Raw genomic sequence first — 18,124 nt, 5'->3', positions numbered from 1 at the left:
GTCTAGAAAGAGGACCCCCGGTATGCAGACACGGTCATAAAGTTCATAAAGCTTGTTGCTTTCAGTGACAAAATGTCGTTCACCAGCTGGTGAAGCGGTGGAATGCCCTGTTTTTCATATTTATGACTGACGCAATTCCAGACATCTTTGCTGGTGACATATTCGTAACCGACAAGCCTTAATTCCTCCGCTTTGCTACGGCAGAGCATCTCTATTGACTGTTCCAACTCCACATCATTCATTTCTTCCAACGGGGAGCCTCCCTTCGTACATCCAAGCCTTTATGCGGCATCAATATTACATGATTCGACTTCGCCTGATCATATTCCTTCTTGCTGATTATGGTTCTTTTTGTTAATCGTGTCCAAGTTGTCATGAGAAGATAAAGGACTGGCATAGGATGAAGAACAACGGCTTTGTCCCGTTTATGTTGATAGCCTGTACTTTCAACCGGGAAAGAGGGGTAGTCTTGAAGAAACAGACATTTATCCAGGGGGCCATGATCCTGCTCGCGGCAGGCATAATTAATCGAATACTTGGTTTCATTCCGCGCATTGCGCTGCCACGAATCATTGGTGCAGAAGGTGTTGGCATCTATCAATTGAGCTATCCCTTTTTTATCGTACTGGTGACATTAATTACGGGTGGTATTCCGCTCGCCGTAGCCAAACTCGTAGCCGAAGCTGATACCGGTGCCAATCGTTATTCCCCTCAGCGAATCCTGCAAGTAAGCTTAAGCTTTACGTTGACCCTGGGTGTTGTATTCATGTTTTTGTGCATCCTATTTGCACCCTGGGTTACCAAATACGTGCTCACAGATGAGCGGGTGTACCATACGTTCGTTAGTATGAGCCCCATGATTGCCATTATCGCCGTATCTGCTGTCTACAGAGGGTATTTCCAAGGTAAGCAAAACATGATGCCTACTGCCATTTCATCCATTGTTGAAACCATCATTCGTATCGTCTGTGTCATTTGGTTTGCCTGGCTTCTCCTCCCCCACGGTATTGCCCAAGCTGCTGCTGGTGCCATGCTGGGAGCGCTCGTTGGAGAATTCGGCGGTATGCTTGTACTCTTGTGGAAGTATAACAGGCAGAAGAAAGAGTTACCGCTCGCTATGCAACAGAACATGTCCGATCTCACAACCAAACCTTCAGCCAAGCCTTTAAACCCAATACCTTCAGTTCTGAAAGAAACGGGTACTCCACAGCCGGGATTAATCCGGCGTTTGCTTGCAATCTCTATTCCTGTTACAGCAGGCCGATTGGTTGGCTCCTTATCCTATCTGGCCGAAACCATCGTTACTGCCCAGAGTCTGGCTCTGGCAGGCATATCCAAAGGGCTCGCTACAGCACAATATGGTGCATTACAAGGTATGATTATTCCTTTGCTGCTGCTGCCGGGGGCACTAACCTCATCGCTCGCGACATCACTTGTGCCTTCACTGTCCGAAGCTTCTGCTCAGGGAGATCGCGCACTGATTCACAAAAGAATGCATCAGGCCTTACGTTTGGCACTTGTGACAGGTGCTCCGTTTTCCGTGTTTATGTATGTGCTTGCCGAACCGATGTGTCTTGTTCTATATAATGATGCATCGATCGGAAGCATGCTGAAGCTAATGGCTCCTTTTGCTTTGTTCATTTATATTCAAGCTCCTCTTCAAGCTGCACTACAAGCTCTTGACCGTCCGGGTAAAGCATTGCTGAATACGTTTATCGGTGCTGTTATCAAAATCACGTTGATTTTAACGCTTGCTTCCCGGCCTGAATATGGCATCTTTGGTGCAGTCATCGCCATCTGTGTGAATTCTACGGTAGTTACCCTTTTACATGCCCAAAGCGTACGTAGCCTGCTACAATTCCGCTTCAAAATGATGGATTGGGTCAAGACGGGTGCAGGAATGTTTATCATGGGAGCAGCGACCCTACTCGTATACGAAGAGACTGCCATGATATTGCCTTTTTGGGTGAGGATGCTTCTCGCTCCTTTTGTCGGGCTTATCGTGTATTTCATCGTCATGGGCTGGACCAAAATGATTGACTTTCATGATCTGTCCCGTGCTCCTTTGATTGGTTCATGGTTCAAGCGCCGGTCAGGCAAATGATTTTCATTTATTTTTTATCATCTTTTGGACTGACATATATCTTCCCATTGTGGTCAATGGAACATATAAATACATCCTTGAAATCCAAAATTCCGTTATGTTGAATTTGATTTTTCAGCCAAAATCTCGTTTTCTGGATGATCTCCAGATTCTGATCCTGGACCTTTCCGTCCATAATTAAGGGGAGTGGCAGACCTTCATATTTAATATTTGGAAATCCGTCAATCTGGTTTTTTCCCGTTTTGGATTTACTGGAAGAAGAATCTTCTGAGTCAGAACCGGAAGAATTGCTGTCGTTAGAAGTATTCTTATCCTTGGGAAAAACGGTCAGCTTGCCTGTGGTCTCCAAAATAGCGAAATCAACCTCACCGATACTGTCAACATTCTGTTCACGGAGTTGTTGCAATAGATCATCCAGATTATATCGTTGCTTCCGCATCTCATCCCGGTGAAGAACGCCTTTGGAGATCAAAACAGTAGGTTTGCCATCAATTATCAGGCGGAGACGCCGACTTTTAAGACCTATAAAGGCCATTCCGATCTGTACAATGATCAAGGTAAGCATGGGGGCAATCCCATAAGAGAGTGGTTTATCAATATCTTCAATGACAAAAGCAGCCATTTCAGCAAGCATGATGGACACGACAAGATCAAACATGGATAGCTTACCTATCTCACGTTTACCCATAACCCTCATTGCACAGTACACCAGAAAGTACATGAGAATGGTTCGAAAGATATGTGATCCGACATCTGGGAAGTTCACAACAGGGGTCCTCCTTCGAAACTGAGTTTTTAACAGTTAGCTGGGTATTGCAATCCCTATTTTGACCTGAACCTTACATGCTCATGCAGAAATAATCCGTTCATTTAATGGAAAACAGTTCATAAGTCCGAAGGCTTGACCATACACTGTATTAACTTATAACTTGTACAAGGGGGTTGCTTCATGCAATTGATCCGCCGCTTGGTTTCGTTTCGAGTGTCCAATCCGATTCTGTCAGGCCTCTGTCAGGCTTTTGTATGGATGTTTATCGGGGCATTTATTCTCTCCTTGTTTCTCTGGATGAGCGGAATGCGGGAACAGGACCTCTCGTTGTATACCTATGTTGTTCATGGCTTGTCATTATTGGTTGGTGGTTTTGTGGCAGGCAAACGTTCTGGTGAAAAAGGATGGTACTACGGTGGGATTACCGGAATCGTATATGGACTCCTTGTGCTGTTAATCGGATTTCTTGCGCTGGATGCTTCGTTTAATTGGAAGGATAGTTTACAACTGCTTAGCGCGTTCTTCATTTCAGCTCTCGGTGGCATGTTCGGTGTTAATACGCATCGCTCCTAACTGACTGGTAAAGAACATCGACCTTCCCTCATAAATCAAAAAAGAGAACCGGTCTCCAAGGAGATCCGGTTCTCTACTAGGGAATACGCCACAAACGCACCCTCGTTATTCTATGTTACAGTACTATTCAACAGCCGTATCACGAGCTACAGCCGTGCTGATTGCATTACGGTCAAATGTAAGCTTAGTTACATCGTTTACACGCAATACAACCACATCATCCGTAATCTCAGCGATCGTACCGTGAAGGCCACCAATCGTTACAATTTTATCGCCTTTTTTCAATTGGCTCAGCATCGAATTCCGTTGCTTTTGCTTTTTGTTCTGTGGACGAATCATCAAGAAGTAGAAGATCGCAACCATGAGTACCAAAGGTACAATCAAAGATACGATTCCACCGCCTTGTGCTCCTGCTAGAGTCATTCCCTGAAACATTCAAACTCCCCCTTATCGACTATACATACAGATATTGCTTGTTACGCCGGTTTCCTCAAAAACTCAATCAGAAACCTTTGTCATTGTCATGAAGACCATATTGATCGAAAAATTCATCCCGGAAATCAAGCAAACGATCTTCCATAATGGCTTTACGTACATTACGCATCAAATTCTGCAAGAAATGAAGATTATGGATCGTTGTCAAACGCAGGCCAAATGTTTCATCTGCTTTGATCAAATGACGCAGATAAGCTCTGGAATAGTTGCGACAAGTGTAGCAATCACATTCAGGATCTAATGGTCCAAAATCGGTTGCAAACTTGGCATTACGAATTACCAGACGTCCTTGACTGGTCATCGTTGTTCCGTTACGGGCAATCCGAGTAGGCAGAACACAATCGAACATGTCCACTCCACGAATAGATCCCTCAATCAACGCATCGGGCGAACCTACCCCCATCAAATAACGTGGTTTATTGGACGGCAACAAAGGTAACGTGTAATCCAATACACCATACATCAAATGTTTCGGTTCTCCAACACTCAGTCCACCAATAGCATACCCCGGGAAATCCATGGAAGTCAAATCTGCGGCGCTCTGACGGCGAAGATCTTCATGCATGCCTCCCTGTACGATGGCAAACAGACCTTGGTCATGTGGACGATCGTGACTTTCGAGACAACGTTCTGCCCAGCGGCTTGTTCTTTCGAGTGATTTTTTTACATATTCATATTCAGCCGGATACGGTGGGCATTCGTCAAACGCCATCATAATATCGGAGCCAAGTGCATTCTGGATTTCCATCGCCACTTCAGGAGAAAGGAACTTCTTGTCTCCATTCAGATGAGAACGGAAGTTAACGCCTTCTTCCGTAATCTTGCGCATCTCGCTGAGAGAAAACACTTGGAATCCGCCGCTGTCCGTCAGAATTGGACGATCCCAGTTCATGAATTTGTGCAATCCGCCAGCTTCACGGATGATTTCATGTCCTGGTCTCAGAAACAGGTGATAGGTATTACTCAAAATAATCTGAGCATCCATTTCTTTCAACTCTTCAGGGCTCATTGTTTTGACAGTCGCCTGTGTACCTACAGGCATAAAGGTTGGTGTCTCAATAATACCGTGAGGTGTATGTACACGTCCCAGACGTGCACCGGATTGTTTGCAAGTTTTGATATGTTCATACGTAATTGCTGCCATTGGTTTTAATCATCCTCTAAAAGTTAATCGTTATATCGTTATACTAATATATCAACATGGCATCGCCGAAGCTGAAGAACCGGTATTTCTCTTGGATGGCTTCCTCATATGCCTGCATAATATGTTCCCTACCTGCTAGTGCACTGACCAACATAACCAACGTGGATTTCGGGAGATGAAAATTCGTAAGCATCCCATCGATCACTTTGAAGGAATAGCCCGGATAGATGAAAATGCTGGTCCATCCGCTGCTCGCTTGCAGTATTCCATTTTCAAATTTGCTGCCTACCGTTTCCAAAGTCCGACAGCTCGTTGTCCCAACCGCAAAAACACGATGTCCATTCGCTTTGGTCTGGTTAATCAGATCTGCCGTTTCTTGTGACAAGGAGTAATACTCCTCATGCATAACATGATCTTCAACAACGTCAACCGACATTGGTCTGAATGTTCCCAGTCCTACGTGAAGCGTAATGAAGGCCACATTAACACCTTTGGCACGAATCTGGTCCAGCAGCTCATCCGTAAAGTGTAATCCTGCTGTAGGTGCAGCCGCCGATCCTTCATGCTTGGCATACACGGTCTGGTACCGTTCGCGGTCATCCAATGTCTCCTTGATATAAGGTGGCAACGGCATCTCACCCAGACGGTCCAAAATCTCTTGGAAGATTCCATCATACGTAAACGTAAGTGTACGTGCCCCCATCTCGCCCTCTTCTTCAATGATTGCCTTGAGTTCCTCACCGAATACGATGACCGAACCGGCTTTCAGTTTTTTACCCGGCTTAACCAGTGCTTCCCACTTGTCGCCTTCCACATTTTTGAGCAATAACACTTCCGCTTTTGCTCCGGTATCTTCTTTTGTACCGAACAGACGGGCTGGTAGAACACGTGTATCATTCAGAATCAATGTATCGCCGGGATTCAGAAAATCGATAATATCAGGAAACGTTTGATGATTAATCTCACCACTATCTTTGTTCAAGGTGAGCAAACGGGATGCCGTGCGATCAAGCAACGGTGTCTGTGCTATCAATTGCTCTGGTAATTCAAAATCATATAAGTTCACATTCATTTAGTTTCATTCCTTAACAATAGTCGCATTTTGATAATAGTGTTTCAATATTGCCTGGTAATCATACCCTTCATCTGCCATACCTTTGGCTCCCCATTGGGACAAGCCCAATCCGTGGCCATTACCCTGACCGATGAACATGAAGGTCTGACCCTGCGTCACCGCTCTCGCTTGACCATCACCACTCATAACTACAAGTGCATTACCGGATGATGTTCCTGCGCCAGAAGAAGACAATACAGAGGCACCATTTGAGCCGGTTTTACTGGCTGTTTTGCCGTCAGCGCCTAATACAGTATAACTTCCGGTCCCTGCAATATCAAATAAAGTGCTCGGTAATCCACCGAGCGCAGAGCGGTATGTATCGGCATATTTCACCGTCATAGCCTGTCCGTTGGCAGTGACTTCAAGTGCTCTTCCGGAAGGTCCACGCTTGGTCACTTCCAAGGTTGAGATTGAAGCAGGAACAGACGCTGTTGTTTTACCCTGAAGGGATTTAACCAACTGGGCAGACGTGAAAGGTCCTCTCACCCAAGCATAATCGTTGGATTGAGCTACTTTTGCCAGTACAACAGCTTCGTTGCCTGGATTCATTTTGGCTACAGGTTCAACGGTGGATTGAATTAACGGAACGGCACGCACATTGGTATTCTGAGCCGTTACCGTCACTTTTGCCAGTCCTGCATTGGTCTTGGTCGTTAATTCTTTGATGTTGTCCTCACGAATGTACCCGCTAACGCCTGTACCCAGCAGCACATGGTACCACGTATGTAATCCTGCCTGGGCTGATGTATCTCCTGAGCTAACCACATTGGTGAACACGCCTGCTCCGCCGTTCCATACCTCAGAAGGATGAGCCGTCTGGCCGCCAGCATTGGAGGAGAATACAGCTTCAATGATTTTCCCACCGCTCTTGACCACTTCTCCAGCCGTTGCATCCACTGCGCTAGTTACTTTATCGTTCTCCGAACCAATCCCGTTATAGGCTTGGCTGAGCGTTGTATCCACGACATTCGCAATTTTGAAACGTTCACCCTGTTGAAGCGCGTAGGATCGAGCAGCTACGGCTTGAACTTTCAGAGCTTCAGCAGGCCAGGAGGAATACACCTCTGCCCCTACAACAGAGTACAGGTATTGCTCCAGTGGAACGACGTTGACCAACGCCAGATCACCACTTACGATGCTGATTTCCATATCTCCACGATACGTTCGCTGGGAACGTTCCACTACTTTGATACCATTGCCATTCCCTTGTACCAATGCTTTGGATTCAGTACCTGCAATGGTGTAATGCGGAGCTGTTTTGAGTGCATCCGTACTTAATCCTGCATCCTGGCGGATGATGAGCCCTGCATTAGTGTTGACAGGTGAAAGGCTTACCCCCGGAGCTTTGGCTTCCACACTGTTCTTCAATGCGGTTAATTCCGCATCCGTTGAAGCTTCACCCACCCATACCGCGTATGCTTGGCTTCCCCCACTCAGTTGAAGGACTGGATAGGCACTACTAACTCCTGCTGATAAAAGGTTGGCTTGTGCTGCCTCTGCTTCCTGAATCGAACCATAGGTTCCAGCAGACAGGCGTTTACTTCCCGTTACAGCTGGCTTTTGACCAGCCAATTGAGCTGCTGCTACCTTTTGTACCCGTGTAACAGCTTGTCCAGCCAGTGCCTCCGTTGCATAGTTGCCTGTGTAGAGCTGGTAAATGGCATTTCCATTCACAGACGTTGTGAACAGCAAAGGTTTATCCGCGGTTGCCTGCAACAATTTTGCTGCTGCAGATGCTGCCTTAAAGTCCGCTGTTTCCAACACTTTCACTCGGAATCCATCTGCACTGAAACGGACTTGCCCTGCCGGAAGGCTTACATTTGCGCCACTCTCCGATTGGATGCTCCATTGTCCCGTCGATTCAAGCGTAATGAGTGGTGTAGTTGATTTATACGTACTACCCAGATTCGCAAACATGGCTACCCGGATCGTCTGTCCATCATTTCCTGCTGCATACGCAGGCACTTGCAGACAACCCACTGTCAAAAGAGCTGCCGCCAGTACCTTCAATCGACGACTCCACTTCTTCGTTCGTATTGCTTTTCCCACAATCAGACTCCTCTCCGTGCATTTCTTTCATTTTATATCGGATTAACACGTGATTATTTCAATGTTTATGGTGAACGTTCAAATGAGCATGTTCAACAGGTTCGATTATTTCCCGTCTCTTGGTGGAACAGGCAGACCCAAGTGATGATAAGCGAGATCTGTTACGATCCTGCCCCTTGGTGTACGCTGAATCATACCAATCTGAAGCAGATATGGTTCATAGACATCCTCGATGGTCTGACTTTCTTCACCGATTGTAGCGGCAATTGTATCTAGGCCTACCGGGCCTCCCCGGAAGCTGTTGATCATAGATTTAAGCATCTTATGGTCAATGTCATCCAAGCCACGTGGATCGATCTGGAGACGTTGCAGCGCTTCTTCCGCCAGTGTCTGCGTTATAATCCCATCACCACGTACCTGTGCAAAGTCGCGTACTCGTTTTAACAAACGGTTGGCGATCCTTGGTGTCCCACGTGAGCGTAATGCAATCTCTTCAGCAGCATCTCCCACAATCTCCACACCCAAAATTTCTGTAGATCGTGAGACGATGTAAGCCAGCTCATCAACCGTATAGAATTCCAAGCGACTGATAACACCAAATCGGTCTCGAAGTGGCGCAGACAGCAAGCCAGCACGCGTTGTAGCCCCAATCAGAGTGAATGATGGCAGATCCAGCCGAACGGAACGTGCACTTGGACCTTTACCAATCATAATATCCAATGCCGAATCTTCCATAGCAGGGTACATGACTTCTTCAACCGTACGATGCAAACGATGAATCTCATCAATAAACAAGACATCGCCTTCCTGCAGATTGGTTAACAATGCTGCAAGATCACCCGGGCGTTCAATGGCCGGGCCTGAAGTAGTTCGTAAATTAACGCCCAATTCGTTGGCAATAATATTGGCAAGTGTTGTTTTACCAAGTCCAGGTGGTCCATATAACAAAACGTGATCCAATGCCTCATTACGAAATTTGGCAGCTTCAATATATATCTTTAAATTTTCCTTCACCTGATTCTGCCCGATATATTCATTCAGATACCTGGGACGGAGACTCAACTCAACATTTTGGTCCTCCATCATCAGGTTCGCGGAAATAATCCGATCATCCATGTTCATCCCTACCTTTTTTTGCAGGCTACAGCTATATTATAATATGCAATTTGTATTATCCCGTAAACAGCATTTGCAGCGCCTTTTTCATCAACACATCAACGGAATCTGCTGTAGTAACATCCTTTTTCAATTTGAGCCATACTTTATCAAGCTCACTGTCAGTATACCCAAGTGCCTTGAGACCTTCACGTGCCTCATCCCAGGCTGAACCACTTCCCGACTCTTCCGACGGAGGAGCGAACAACCCTGTTGCATACGCTGCCGCGCCAAAGCTATCCAACTTATCCTTGAGATCCAGAATCATGCGTTGTGCAGTCTTCTTGCCGATGCCCGGCAATTTGGTCAAGAACGTAAGATTCTCCTGATAAATCGCCGTAACCACATGTTCTGGTGTACCTCCAGCGAGTATGCCCAGAGCTACTTTTGGACCGATACCGGATACTTCAATCAGTTTACGGAACAAACGCTGCTCATCCCGTGTAACAAATCCAAACAGCAACATCGCATCCTCACGCACATGATGGTGAGTGTACACGGTAATTTCGCCTTCTTGCTTCGCAAACGCAAATGGATTTGGACAGAATACGCGATACCCTACACCATGAACATCCAGCACAATATAATCATTCTCTACATGAATGAACTGTCCTCTTAGAAAATCAATCATTTTCGCAATACCTCATTCAACTTGGAATTTAATGTATAAGAGTGTGCGTGGCACACGGCTACAGCCAATGCATCAGCTACGTCATCCGGCTTAGGAACGACCTGAAGACGCAAAAACATTTTGACCATCTCCTGTACTTGTTTCTTCTCCGCTTTACCGTACCCCACAACAGCCTGCTTGATCTGCATTGGCGTATACTCTGCAATAGGCAAACCCTTCTGTGCGGCAGCGAGTACCATGACCCCTCTAGCCTGACTGACAGACATCGCTGTTGTAACGTTCCGATTGAAAAAAAGCTTCTCCAGCGCTACTGCGTCCGGTTTGTATTTATCAATCAATTGCACCATACCTTCATATACGTGAAGCAACCGTTCCTCTTCAGGGGTATGAGCTTCCGTCTGAATACATCCATATTGTACGGGTACCACCTTACTGCCGATTTTATCCACAAAACCAAAACCAACAATCGCAATACCCGGGTCAATTCCCAAAAAACGCAAAACCATCTCTCCCTCACAAAAGCGAACATATGTATCGTTCATTTCATTATAACAAAAGATAGACCCTGCGGCAGGAAAAACTTTGTTTAACTGATTACTCGTCTTTATTCGTGAATTTTTTACATGTTTATACGTATTTTCATCTATTTCAGTTCAAACGACAAAAAGGACATCTCTTCGATGTCCTTCACCACATTCCACGTATTTTAGATTCTATCGCTTGGTTACGTAAACCACCAATGTTATTGCTATTGCCACCATCGTTTCAGTACTTCACAATTTTAATACCGTAGGTGAGGACGTTTGGATTACCCGCCATTACGGATTAAATGATGATCTTCATCTACGGCATAGTCACTGAACGTAGAGATCACGCTATCATATTCATCCTTGTCCTGAATCCGAATACCTTGCTGCAATTGCTCCAGTACGCCTTCAGGCAAAGAACTTTCCAACGTCCCTACATCCAATTGAAAGAACGTACGAATAACCTTCTCTTCTGCTGGCTTACCCTCGTACAAATTAAGGTTCCCTACAGCATCTATGCTGATATAAGCCTGTTGTTTACAAAGCGGTGAAAGGTCATCTACACGTTGCTTCAAATGCAACTCATCTGATGTTCCAACGGTAGCATCCCATTCCGGATGTTGAGCCAGCAGCATCTTCAACTGTGGTCTAGCCATCTTGCCTAACTGCTCTGTTTCCACTCCGCAGATGTACTGTGTCTCCAAAACCACACTTGTTAAATGATCCGGATCAGAATCAAGTTGCTCTACTAACGCCTGAATCTCCTGTTCAGACCTTGTTTCCTGCGTAACAGGGCCCATTACACTCGTTGCCTCACTAAAATTAGTTGTCAGCAAACGCTCTATCGCCGATGAGATAGACAACCCGCTGTAAGCCAATATGGTAACTGCAAGCAGAGCCGCCGTCATCCATACTGTTCGTTTCCACCGTCTCCAGCGTCTCTTGAATTGTTTTCTGAAGTTAAACGTGTTCACATGAACCCCTTCTATCACTTTTTAAACCTATTGTGACCTAAAGATTGAGGCTTTATGCACAGAACTTGTTGTCTGAAGAAGGAACACGCATGTGTTAGCTTAGAGAATTTGTCATAGTTAATACCGGATCCTGCATTTATATAATCTTATATAGATAAATATAAAAAAACACTATCTAATTGTAGATAGTGTTTTTAGAGATCGGGATGACACGATTTGAACATGCGACCCCCTGGTCCCAAACCAGGTGCTCTACCAAGCTGAGCTACATCCCGTTATATATACCGGCGAGAGGACTCGAACCTCCACGGTTTCCCACTCGATTTTGAGTCGAGCGCGTCTGCCATTCCGCCACGCCGGCAAATTTGAAGTTATAATGGCGCGCCCTGAGAGATTCGAACTCCCGGCCTTTTGATTCGTAGTCAAACGCTCTATCCAGCTGAGCTAAGGGCGCAAATATTGGAGCGGAAGACGGGAATCGAACCCGCGACCCTCGCCTTGGCAAGGCGATGCTCTACCGCTGAGCCACTTCCGCACACGGTATTATTAATATAAAAATGGCGGAACCGACGGGATTCGAACCCGCGATCTCCTGCGTGACAGGCAGGCATGTTAGGCCAACTACACCACGGTTCCAGATCACTTTCTCAAAGGAAAGTATAATTGCGGGGGCAGGATTTGAACCTGCGGCCTTCGGGTTATGAGCCCGACGAGCTACCGGGCTGCTCCACCCCGCGTCGTTATAAAGTTTATATGGTGGAGGCTGAGGGGATCGAACCCCCGACCCTCTGCTTGTAAGGCAGATGCTCTCCCAGCTGAGCTAAGCCTCCATAATATGACCCGTAGGGGATTCGAACCCCTGTTACCTCCGTGAAAGGGAGGTGTCTTAACCCCTTGACCAACGGGCCTTAATGGCTCCCCGAACAGGGCTCGAACCTGTGACAACTCGATTAACAGTCGAGTGCTCTACCAACTGAGCTATCAGGGAATATATGCATTTGCAGTGCAAATGCAATTCATCGTACAACATTAACATGCAGAGCCTGTTTTCTATGTATGATGAAAGAGTTCGCTTGGCGGCGTCCTACTCTCCCAGGACCCTGCGGTCCAAGTACCATCGGCGCTAGAGGGCTTAACGGTCGTGTTCGGGATGGGTACGTGTGGAACCCCTCCGCCATCGCCACCAAACGCGTAGCTTACATTTCAGAGATCGTTCTCTGAAAACTAGATTCGAAACGAAACACGCGAATTACAACTTGCTATTGGATAAGCCCTCGACCGATTAGTACTGGTCAGCTCCATGCATTGCTGCACTTCCACCCCCAGCCTATCTACCTCGTCGTCTTCAAGGGGTCTTACATACTGGGAAATCTCATCTTGAGGGGGGCTTCACGCTTAGATGCTTTCAGCGTTTATCCCGTCCGTACATAGCTACCCAGCGGTGCTCCTGGCGGAACAACTGGTACACCAGCGGTACGTCCATCCCGGTCCTCTCGTACTAAGGACAGCTCCTCTCAAATTTCCTACGCCCACGACAGATAGGGACCGAACTGTCTCACGACGTTCTGAACCCAGCTCGCGTACCGCTTTAATGGGCGAACAGCCCAACCCTTGGGACCTACTTCAGCCCCAGGATGCGATGAGCCGACATCGAGGTGCCAAACCTCCCCGTCGATGTGGACTCTTGGGGGAGATAAGCCTGTTATCCCCAGGGTAGCTTTTATCCGTTGAGCGATGGCCCTTCCATGCGGTACCACCGGATCACTAAGCCCGACTTTCGTCCCTGCTCGACTTGTAGGTCTCGCAGTCAAGCTCCCTTATGCCTTTGCACTCTTCGAATGATTTCCAACCATTCTGAGGGAACCTTTGGGCGCCTCCGTTACTCTTTAGGAGGCGACCGCCCCAGTCAAACTGCCCACCTGACACTGTCCCCGCACCGGATTACGGTACCAGGTTAGAACCTAGATACGATCAGGGTGGTATCCCAACGTTGCCTCCACGCAAGCTGGCGCTCACGTTTCAAAGGCTCCCACCTATCCTGTACAGATCGTACCCAAATTCAATATCAAGCTGCAGTAAAGCTCCATGGGGTCTTTCCGTCTTGTCGCGGGTAACCTGCATCTTCACAGGTATTAAAATTTCACCGGATCTCTCGTTGAGACAGCGCCCAAGTCGTTACGCCATTCGTGCGGGTCAGAATTTACCTGACAAGGAATTTCGCTACCTTAGGACCGTTATAGTTACGGCCGCCGTTTACTGGGGCTTCGGTTCACAGCTTCGGATTGCTCCTAACCACTCCCCTTAACCTTCCAGCACCGGGCAGGCGTCAGCCCGTATACTTCGCCTTACGGCTTCGCACAGACCTGTGTTTTTGCTAAACAGTCGCTTGGGCCTTTTCACTGCGGCCCCCTCGTGCTATTCACACTACCGGGGCACCCCTTCTCCCGAAGTTACGGGGTCATTTTGCCGAGTTCCTTAACGAGAGTTCTTCCGCGCGCCTTAGAATACTCTTCTCGCCTACCTGTGTCGGTTTGCGGTACGGGCACCTTCACCTGGCTAGAGGCTTTTCTTGGCAGTGTGAGATCATGACCTTCGCTACTATAATTTTCGCTCCCCATCACAGCTCAGCCTTACAATGTGCGGATTTGCCTACACATCAGCCTTACTGCTTAGACGGACATCCATCAGTCCGCGTCACTACCCTACTGCGTCCCCCCATTGCTCATAACGGCTTACGGTGGTACAGGAATTTCGACCTGTTGTCCTTCGACTACGCCTTTCGGCCTCGCCTTAGGTCCCGACTTACCCTGAGCGGACGAGCCTTCCTCAGGAACCCTTAGGCTTTCGGCGGATCAGATTCTCACTGATCTTTTCGTTACTCATACCGGCATTCTCACTTGTATAATGTCCAGCGCTCCTTACGGTACACCTTCAACCCTTATACAACGCTCCCCTACCCCTGATGCAAAGCATCAAGCCATAGCTTCGGTGGTGTGTTTAGCCCCGTTACATTTTCGGCGCAGAGTCACTCGACCAGTGAGCTATTACGCACTCTTTCAATGGTGGCTGCTTCTAAGCCAACATCCTGGTTGTCTGTGCAACTCCACATCCTTTCCCACTTAACACACACTTGGGGACCTTAGCTGATGGTCTGGGCTGTTTCCCTTTTGACAATGGATCTTAGCACTCACTGTCTGACTCCCGGAAGTAAGTCTATGGCATTCGGAGTTTGACTGAGCTTGGTAACCCTTGCGGGCCCCGCACCCAATCAGTGCTCTACCTCCACGACTCTGTTTTCCGAGGCTAGCCCTAAAGCTATTTCGGGGAGAACCAGCTATCTCCGAGTTCGATTGGAATTTCTCCGCTACCCCCACCTCATCCCCGCATTTTTCAACATGCGTGGGTTCGGGCCTCCAGTGCGTGTTACCGCACCTTCACCCTGGACAGGGGTAGATCACCCGGTTTCGGGTCTACGTCCACGTACTATGTCGCCCTATTCAGACTCGCTTTCGCTACGGCTCCGGCTCTTCACCTTAACCTTGCACGGGAACGTAACTCGCCGGTTCATTCTACAAAAGGCACGCCATCACCCCTAAAACGGGCTCTGACTTTTTGTAAGCACACGGTTTCAGGTTCTATTTCACTCCCCTTCCGGGGTGCTTTTCACCTTTCCCTCACGGTACTGCTTCACTATCGGTCGCTAGGAAGTATTTAGCCTTGGCAGATGGTCCTGCCGGATTCATACGGGGTTTCACGTGCCCCGCACTACTCGGGATCCGTCTCGGAGGGAACAGACTTTCAACTACAGGGCTTTTACCTTCTTTGGCGGGCCTTTCCAGACCTCTTCGCTTAACCGGTTCCTTTGTAACTCCATGTGAGACGTCCCACAACCCCAAAGAGCAAGCTCTCTGGTTTGGGCTTCTCCGCGTTCGCTCGCCGCTACTGACGGAATCACTATTGTTTTCTCTTCCTCAGGGTACTTAGATGTTTCAGTTCCCCTGGTATGCCTCACACTAACCTATGTATTCAGTTAGGTGTAACTGGAAATTACCCCAGCTGGGTTTCCCCATTCGGACACCCCCGGATCAAAGCTTGCTTACAGCTCCCCGAGGCAGTTTCGTTGTTCGCCACGTCCTTCATCGGCTCCTAGCGCCTAGGCATCCTCCGTGTGCTCTTAGTAGCTTAACCATTTTGTTCCGGTTTCGGTCGCTCGCTTCCCTTGTTTTGCTTGCGCAAAGCCAAAAGTCGCTCTCACCCGATACCATCACAAAAGCAATTTAACTACCTTTATACACTTGACTTGTTTGCACAAGTTCAGCTTAAAGGAATGTTCTAATTCGCGTTTGTTTCGTTTCGATATCTAGTTTTCAAAGAACAAGCTCCATGCAAAAGCAAGCTGTTTGAGAGTTTGAGCTCTCAAAACTGAGCAACGAGTGAGTGTTTTGCAGCTGAGCTGCGTATTTGAATGTTTCCACTCGGGAAACGATTCTCCATAGAAAGGAGGTGATCCAGCCGCACCTTCCGATACGGCTACCTTGTTACGACTTCACCCCAATCATCTATCCCACCTTCGGCGGCTGGCTCCTTGCGGTTACCCCACCGACTTCGGGTGTTATAAACTCTCGTGGTGTGACGGGCGGTGTGTACAAGACCCGGGAACGTATTCACCGCGGCATGCTGATCCGCGATTACTAGCAATTCCGACTTCATGCAGGCGAGTTGCAGCCTGCAATCCGAACTGAGACCGGCTTTGTTGGGATTGGCTCCATCTCGCGATTTCGCAGCCCGTTGTACCGGCCATTGTAGTACGTGTGTAGCCCAGGTCATAAGGGGCATGATGATTTGACGTCATCCCCACCTTCCTCCGGTTTGTCACCGGCAGTCTATCTAGAGTGCCCACCCGAAGTGCTGGCAACTAAATATAAGGGTTGCGCTCGTTGCGGGACTTAACCCAACATCTCACGACACGAGCTGACGACAACCATGCACCACCTGTCTCCTCTGTCCCGAAGGGAAGATACATCTCTGCATCGATCAGAGGGATGTCAAGACCTGGTAAGGTTCTTCGCGTTGCTTCGAATTAAACCACATACTCCACTGCTTGTGCGGGTCCCCGTCAATTCCTTTGAGTTTCAGTCTTGCGACCGTACTCCCCAGGCGGAGTGCTTAATGTGTTAACTTCGGCACCAAGGGTATCGAAACCCCTAACACCTAGCACTCATCGTTTACGGCGTGGACTACCAGGGTATCTAATCCTGTTTGCTCCCCACGCTTTCGCGCCTCAGCGTCAGTTACAGCCCAGAGAGTCGCCTTCGCCACTGGTGTTCCTCCACATATCTACGCATTTCACCGCTACACGTGGAATTCCACTCTCCTCTTCTGCACTCAAGTCACCCAGTTTCCAGTGCGATCCGGGGTTGAGCCCCGGGATTAAACACCAGACTTAAATGACCGCCTGCGCGCGCTTTACGCCCAATAATTCCGGACAACGCTTGCCCCCTACGTATTACCGCGGCTGCTGGCACGTAGTTAGCCGGGGCTTTCTTCTCAGGTACCGTCACCTTGAGAGCAGTTACTCTCCCAAGCGTTCTTCCCTGGCAACAGAGCTTTACGATCCGAAAACCTTCATCACTCACGCGGCATTGCTCCGTCAGGCTTTCGCCCATTGCGGAAGATTCCCTACTGCTGCCTCCCGTAGGAGTCTGGGCCGTGTCTCAGTCCCAGTGTGGCCGATCACCCTCTCAGGTCGGCTACGCATCGTCGCCTTGGTGAGCCGTTACCTCACCAACTAGCTAATGCGCCGCAGGCCCATCCCCAAGTGACAGATTGCTCCGTCTTTCCAGTTTCCTTCAGGCGAAGAAAACAATTATTCGGTATTAGCTACCGTTTCCGGTAGTTGTCCCAAACTCGAGGGCAGGTTGCCTACGTGTTACTCACCCGTCCGCCGCTAAGTATCAAGGAAGCAAGCTTCCTATCAACTCCGCTCGACTTGCATGTATTAGGCATGCCGCCAGCGTTCGTCCTGAGCCAGGATCAAACTCTCCAATAAAGTATTGAAAAGAGCGATAAGCTCATTTTGAATCTGACGAGATTAAAAATCTCATTTGTGCTCCAGTCGATCCAAGCCAAGGCTTGTTTCAAACTTTCGCGTTTCATTCTGCAAGCAGAATGTTTACTCACTCGTTGTTCAGTTTTCAAAGATCAAACTTATTTTGTTATCCCTTGTGTTTCCCGTGTCAGCCGTGTGTTTCAGCGGCGACTTAAATAATATATCATACGGCTGAATGTAATGCAACAGTTTTTTTCATTTCTTTTCTTTAGTAGTTTTACATTAGCTAAAGCTATCATATCTGTACCCTATCTTGTCCTATCATATTAGGTCATGCTCATAGGGTACAAATATTTTAACACATTCATGAAAAGGTTTACAACAACTTCTCAATAAAATGCGTTCTATGCACTTCCTGAACAACTATATCTCCGTTATACGCAACTCAATGTTTACTCAAGTAAGCGGGAAGCCCGATCTCTATTACAGAGCTGGCTTCCCGCTTATATAACAGGCACCTCACTTATTCATCAATCG

General features: G+C 47.8%; 12 protein-coding genes, 9 tRNA genes and 3 rRNA genes. 2 read left to right on the top strand and 22 right to left on the bottom strand.

Annotated elements, in window-relative coordinates:
• Positions 1–2: 2 nt before the first annotated feature.
• Complete coding sequence (locus tag ACDJ59_RS02040) at positions 3–242, bottom strand: post-transcriptional regulator (RefSeq protein ID WP_036617497.1); 240 nt, start codon at positions 240–242, stop codon at positions 3–5.
• A gap of 227 nt (positions 243–469) precedes the next feature.
• Here ACDJ59_RS02040 and spoVB point away from each other — a divergent pair, with 227 nt between their 5' ends.
• The gene (gene spoVB, locus ACDJ59_RS02035) at positions 470–2,104 is read left to right on the top strand and encodes a stage V sporulation protein B (RefSeq protein WP_413407457.1); all 1,635 of its coding nucleotides are present in this window, start codon (positions 470–472) and stop codon (positions 2,102–2,104) included.
• A gap of 7 nt (positions 2,105–2,111) precedes the next feature.
• Here spoVB and ACDJ59_RS02030 read toward each other — a convergent pair whose 3' ends face one another.
• Positions 2,112–2,825, bottom strand: a complete 714-nt coding sequence (locus tag ACDJ59_RS02030; RefSeq protein ID WP_413409691.1) for a YetF domain-containing protein — start codon at positions 2,823–2,825, stop codon at positions 2,112–2,114.
• Between the two features lie 228 nt (positions 2,826–3,053).
• On the opposite strand from ACDJ59_RS02030, the gene ACDJ59_RS02025 reads away from it, so the two are divergent.
• Entirely contained in the window at positions 3,054–3,446 is a 393-nt protein-coding gene (locus tag ACDJ59_RS02025; RefSeq protein WP_036616878.1) for a TIGR04086 family membrane protein, read from the top strand.
• Between the two features lie 123 nt (positions 3,447–3,569).
• On the opposite strand, the gene yajC is transcribed toward ACDJ59_RS02025, so the two are convergent.
• The 20 genes from yajC to ACDJ59_RS01925 all read right to left on the bottom strand — a co-directional run bounded on the left by yajC (position 3,570) and on the right by ACDJ59_RS01925 (position 17,587).
• A complete protein-coding gene (yajC, locus tag ACDJ59_RS02020) occupies positions 3,570–3,881 on the bottom strand; it encodes a preprotein translocase subunit YajC (RefSeq protein ID WP_074096232.1) in 312 nt (103 codons plus the stop codon).
• A gap of 67 nt (positions 3,882–3,948) precedes the next feature.
• On the bottom strand, positions 3,949–5,085 hold the full coding sequence (gene tgt / locus ACDJ59_RS02015) for a tRNA guanosine(34) transglycosylase Tgt (RefSeq protein ID WP_413407456.1): 1,137 nt from the start codon (positions 5,083–5,085) through the stop codon (positions 3,949–3,951).
• Between the two features lie 43 nt (positions 5,086–5,128).
• Complete coding sequence (gene queA, locus ACDJ59_RS02010) at positions 5,129–6,157, bottom strand: tRNA preQ1(34) S-adenosylmethionine ribosyltransferase-isomerase QueA (RefSeq protein WP_405170511.1); 1,029 nt, start codon at positions 6,155–6,157, stop codon at positions 5,129–5,131.
• Between the two features lie 6 nt (positions 6,158–6,163).
• Positions 6,164–8,251: a SpoIID/LytB domain-containing protein gene (locus ACDJ59_RS02005; RefSeq protein WP_413407454.1), complete on the bottom strand. Its 2,088-nt coding sequence runs from the start codon at positions 8,249–8,251 to the stop codon at positions 6,164–6,166.
• A 105-nt stretch (positions 8,252–8,356) separates the two neighbouring features.
• Positions 8,357–9,367: a Holliday junction branch migration DNA helicase RuvB gene (gene ruvB / locus ACDJ59_RS02000; protein WP_413407451.1), complete on the bottom strand. Its 1,011-nt coding sequence runs from the start codon at positions 9,365–9,367 to the stop codon at positions 8,357–8,359.
• 55 nt (positions 9,368–9,422) lie between these two features.
• Entirely contained in the window at positions 9,423–10,037 is a 615-nt protein-coding gene (ruvA, locus tag ACDJ59_RS01995) for a Holliday junction branch migration protein RuvA (protein WP_036616866.1), read from the bottom strand.
• Positions 10,034–10,537, bottom strand: a complete 504-nt coding sequence (gene ruvC, locus ACDJ59_RS01990) for a crossover junction endodeoxyribonuclease RuvC (RefSeq protein WP_017686765.1) — start codon at positions 10,535–10,537, stop codon at positions 10,034–10,036. The genes ruvA and ruvC overlap by 4 nt, the downstream gene beginning before the upstream one ends.
• 308 nt (positions 10,538–10,845) lie before the next feature.
• Positions 10,846–11,538: a BofC C-terminal domain-containing protein gene (locus ACDJ59_RS01985; RefSeq protein WP_076320342.1), complete on the bottom strand. Its 693-nt coding sequence runs from the start codon at positions 11,536–11,538 to the stop codon at positions 10,846–10,848.
• A gap of 201 nt (positions 11,539–11,739) precedes the next feature.
• Positions 11,740–11,813: transfer RNA gene (locus ACDJ59_RS01980), tRNA-Pro, on the bottom strand.
• A 7-nt stretch (positions 11,814–11,820) separates the two neighbouring features.
• Positions 11,821–11,899 (bottom strand) — tRNA-Leu (locus tag ACDJ59_RS01975).
• Positions 11,900–11,915: 16 nt separating this feature from the next.
• Positions 11,916–11,992: transfer RNA gene (locus ACDJ59_RS01970), tRNA-Arg, on the bottom strand.
• Positions 11,993–11,998: 6 nt separating this feature from the next.
• Positions 11,999–12,073: transfer RNA gene (locus ACDJ59_RS01965), tRNA-Gly, on the bottom strand.
• Between the two features lie 23 nt (positions 12,074–12,096).
• Positions 12,097–12,174, bottom strand: a tRNA-Asp gene (locus ACDJ59_RS01960).
• Positions 12,175–12,201: 27 nt separating this feature from the next.
• Positions 12,202–12,275, bottom strand: a tRNA-Met gene (locus tag ACDJ59_RS01955).
• Between the two features lie 17 nt (positions 12,276–12,292).
• Positions 12,293–12,368 (bottom strand) — tRNA-Val (locus ACDJ59_RS01950).
• Positions 12,369–12,374: 6 nt separating this feature from the next.
• Positions 12,375–12,446: transfer RNA gene (locus tag ACDJ59_RS01945), tRNA-Glu, on the bottom strand.
• Positions 12,447–12,450: 4 nt separating this feature from the next.
• A tRNA-Asn gene (locus ACDJ59_RS01940) sits at positions 12,451–12,526 on the bottom strand.
• An 83-nt stretch (positions 12,527–12,609) separates the two neighbouring features.
• Positions 12,610–12,726 (bottom strand): 5S ribosomal RNA (gene rrf, locus ACDJ59_RS01935).
• Between the two features lie 74 nt (positions 12,727–12,800).
• Positions 12,801–15,726 (bottom strand): 23S ribosomal RNA (locus ACDJ59_RS01930).
• A 308-nt stretch (positions 15,727–16,034) separates the two neighbouring features.
• Positions 16,035–17,587, bottom strand: a 16S ribosomal RNA gene (locus tag ACDJ59_RS01925).
• The 16S, 23S and 5S rRNA genes sit together here with 9 tRNA genes alongside, the layout of an rRNA operon.
• Positions 17,588–18,124 lie beyond the last annotated feature (537 nt).

The organism is Paenibacillus amylolyticus, assembly GCF_047302515.1.
GTDB classification, from domain to species: Bacteria; Bacillota; Bacilli; order Paenibacillales; family Paenibacillaceae; genus Paenibacillus; species Paenibacillus amylolyticus_G.
Note: the sequence above shows the minus strand (reverse complement) of the source record. Positions and strands in the feature narration are given on the sequence as shown.

Bases quoted from the DNA above. Each gene is read 5' to 3' on its own strand.
- ACDJ59_RS02040 (WP_036617497.1), bottom strand. From the start codon at position 242: ATGAATGATGTGGAGTTGGAACAGTCAATAGAGATGCTCTGCCGTAGC.
- ACDJ59_RS02030 (WP_413409691.1), bottom strand. From the start codon at position 2,825: ATGTACTTTCTGGTGTACTGTGCAATGAGGGTTATGGGTAAACGTGAG.
- ACDJ59_RS02025 (WP_036616878.1), top strand. From the start codon at position 3,054: ATGCAATTGATCCGCCGCTTGGTTTCGTTTCGAGTGTCCAATCCGATT.
- yajC (WP_074096232.1), bottom strand. From the start codon at position 3,881: ATGTTTCAGGGAATGACTCTAGCAGGAGCACAAGGCGGTGGAATCGTA.
- tgt (WP_413407456.1), bottom strand. From the start codon at position 5,085: ATGGCAGCAATTACGTATGAACATATCAAAACTTGCAAACAATCCGGT.
- queA (WP_405170511.1), bottom strand. From the start codon at position 6,157: ATGAATGTGAACTTATATGATTTTGAATTACCAGAGCAATTGATAGCA.
- ruvB (WP_413407451.1), bottom strand. From the start codon at position 9,367: ATGGATGATCGGATTATTTCCGCGAACCTGATGATGGAGGACCAAAAT.
- ruvA (WP_036616866.1), bottom strand. From the start codon at position 10,037: ATGATTGATTTTCTAAGAGGACAGTTCATTCATGTAGAGAATGATTAT.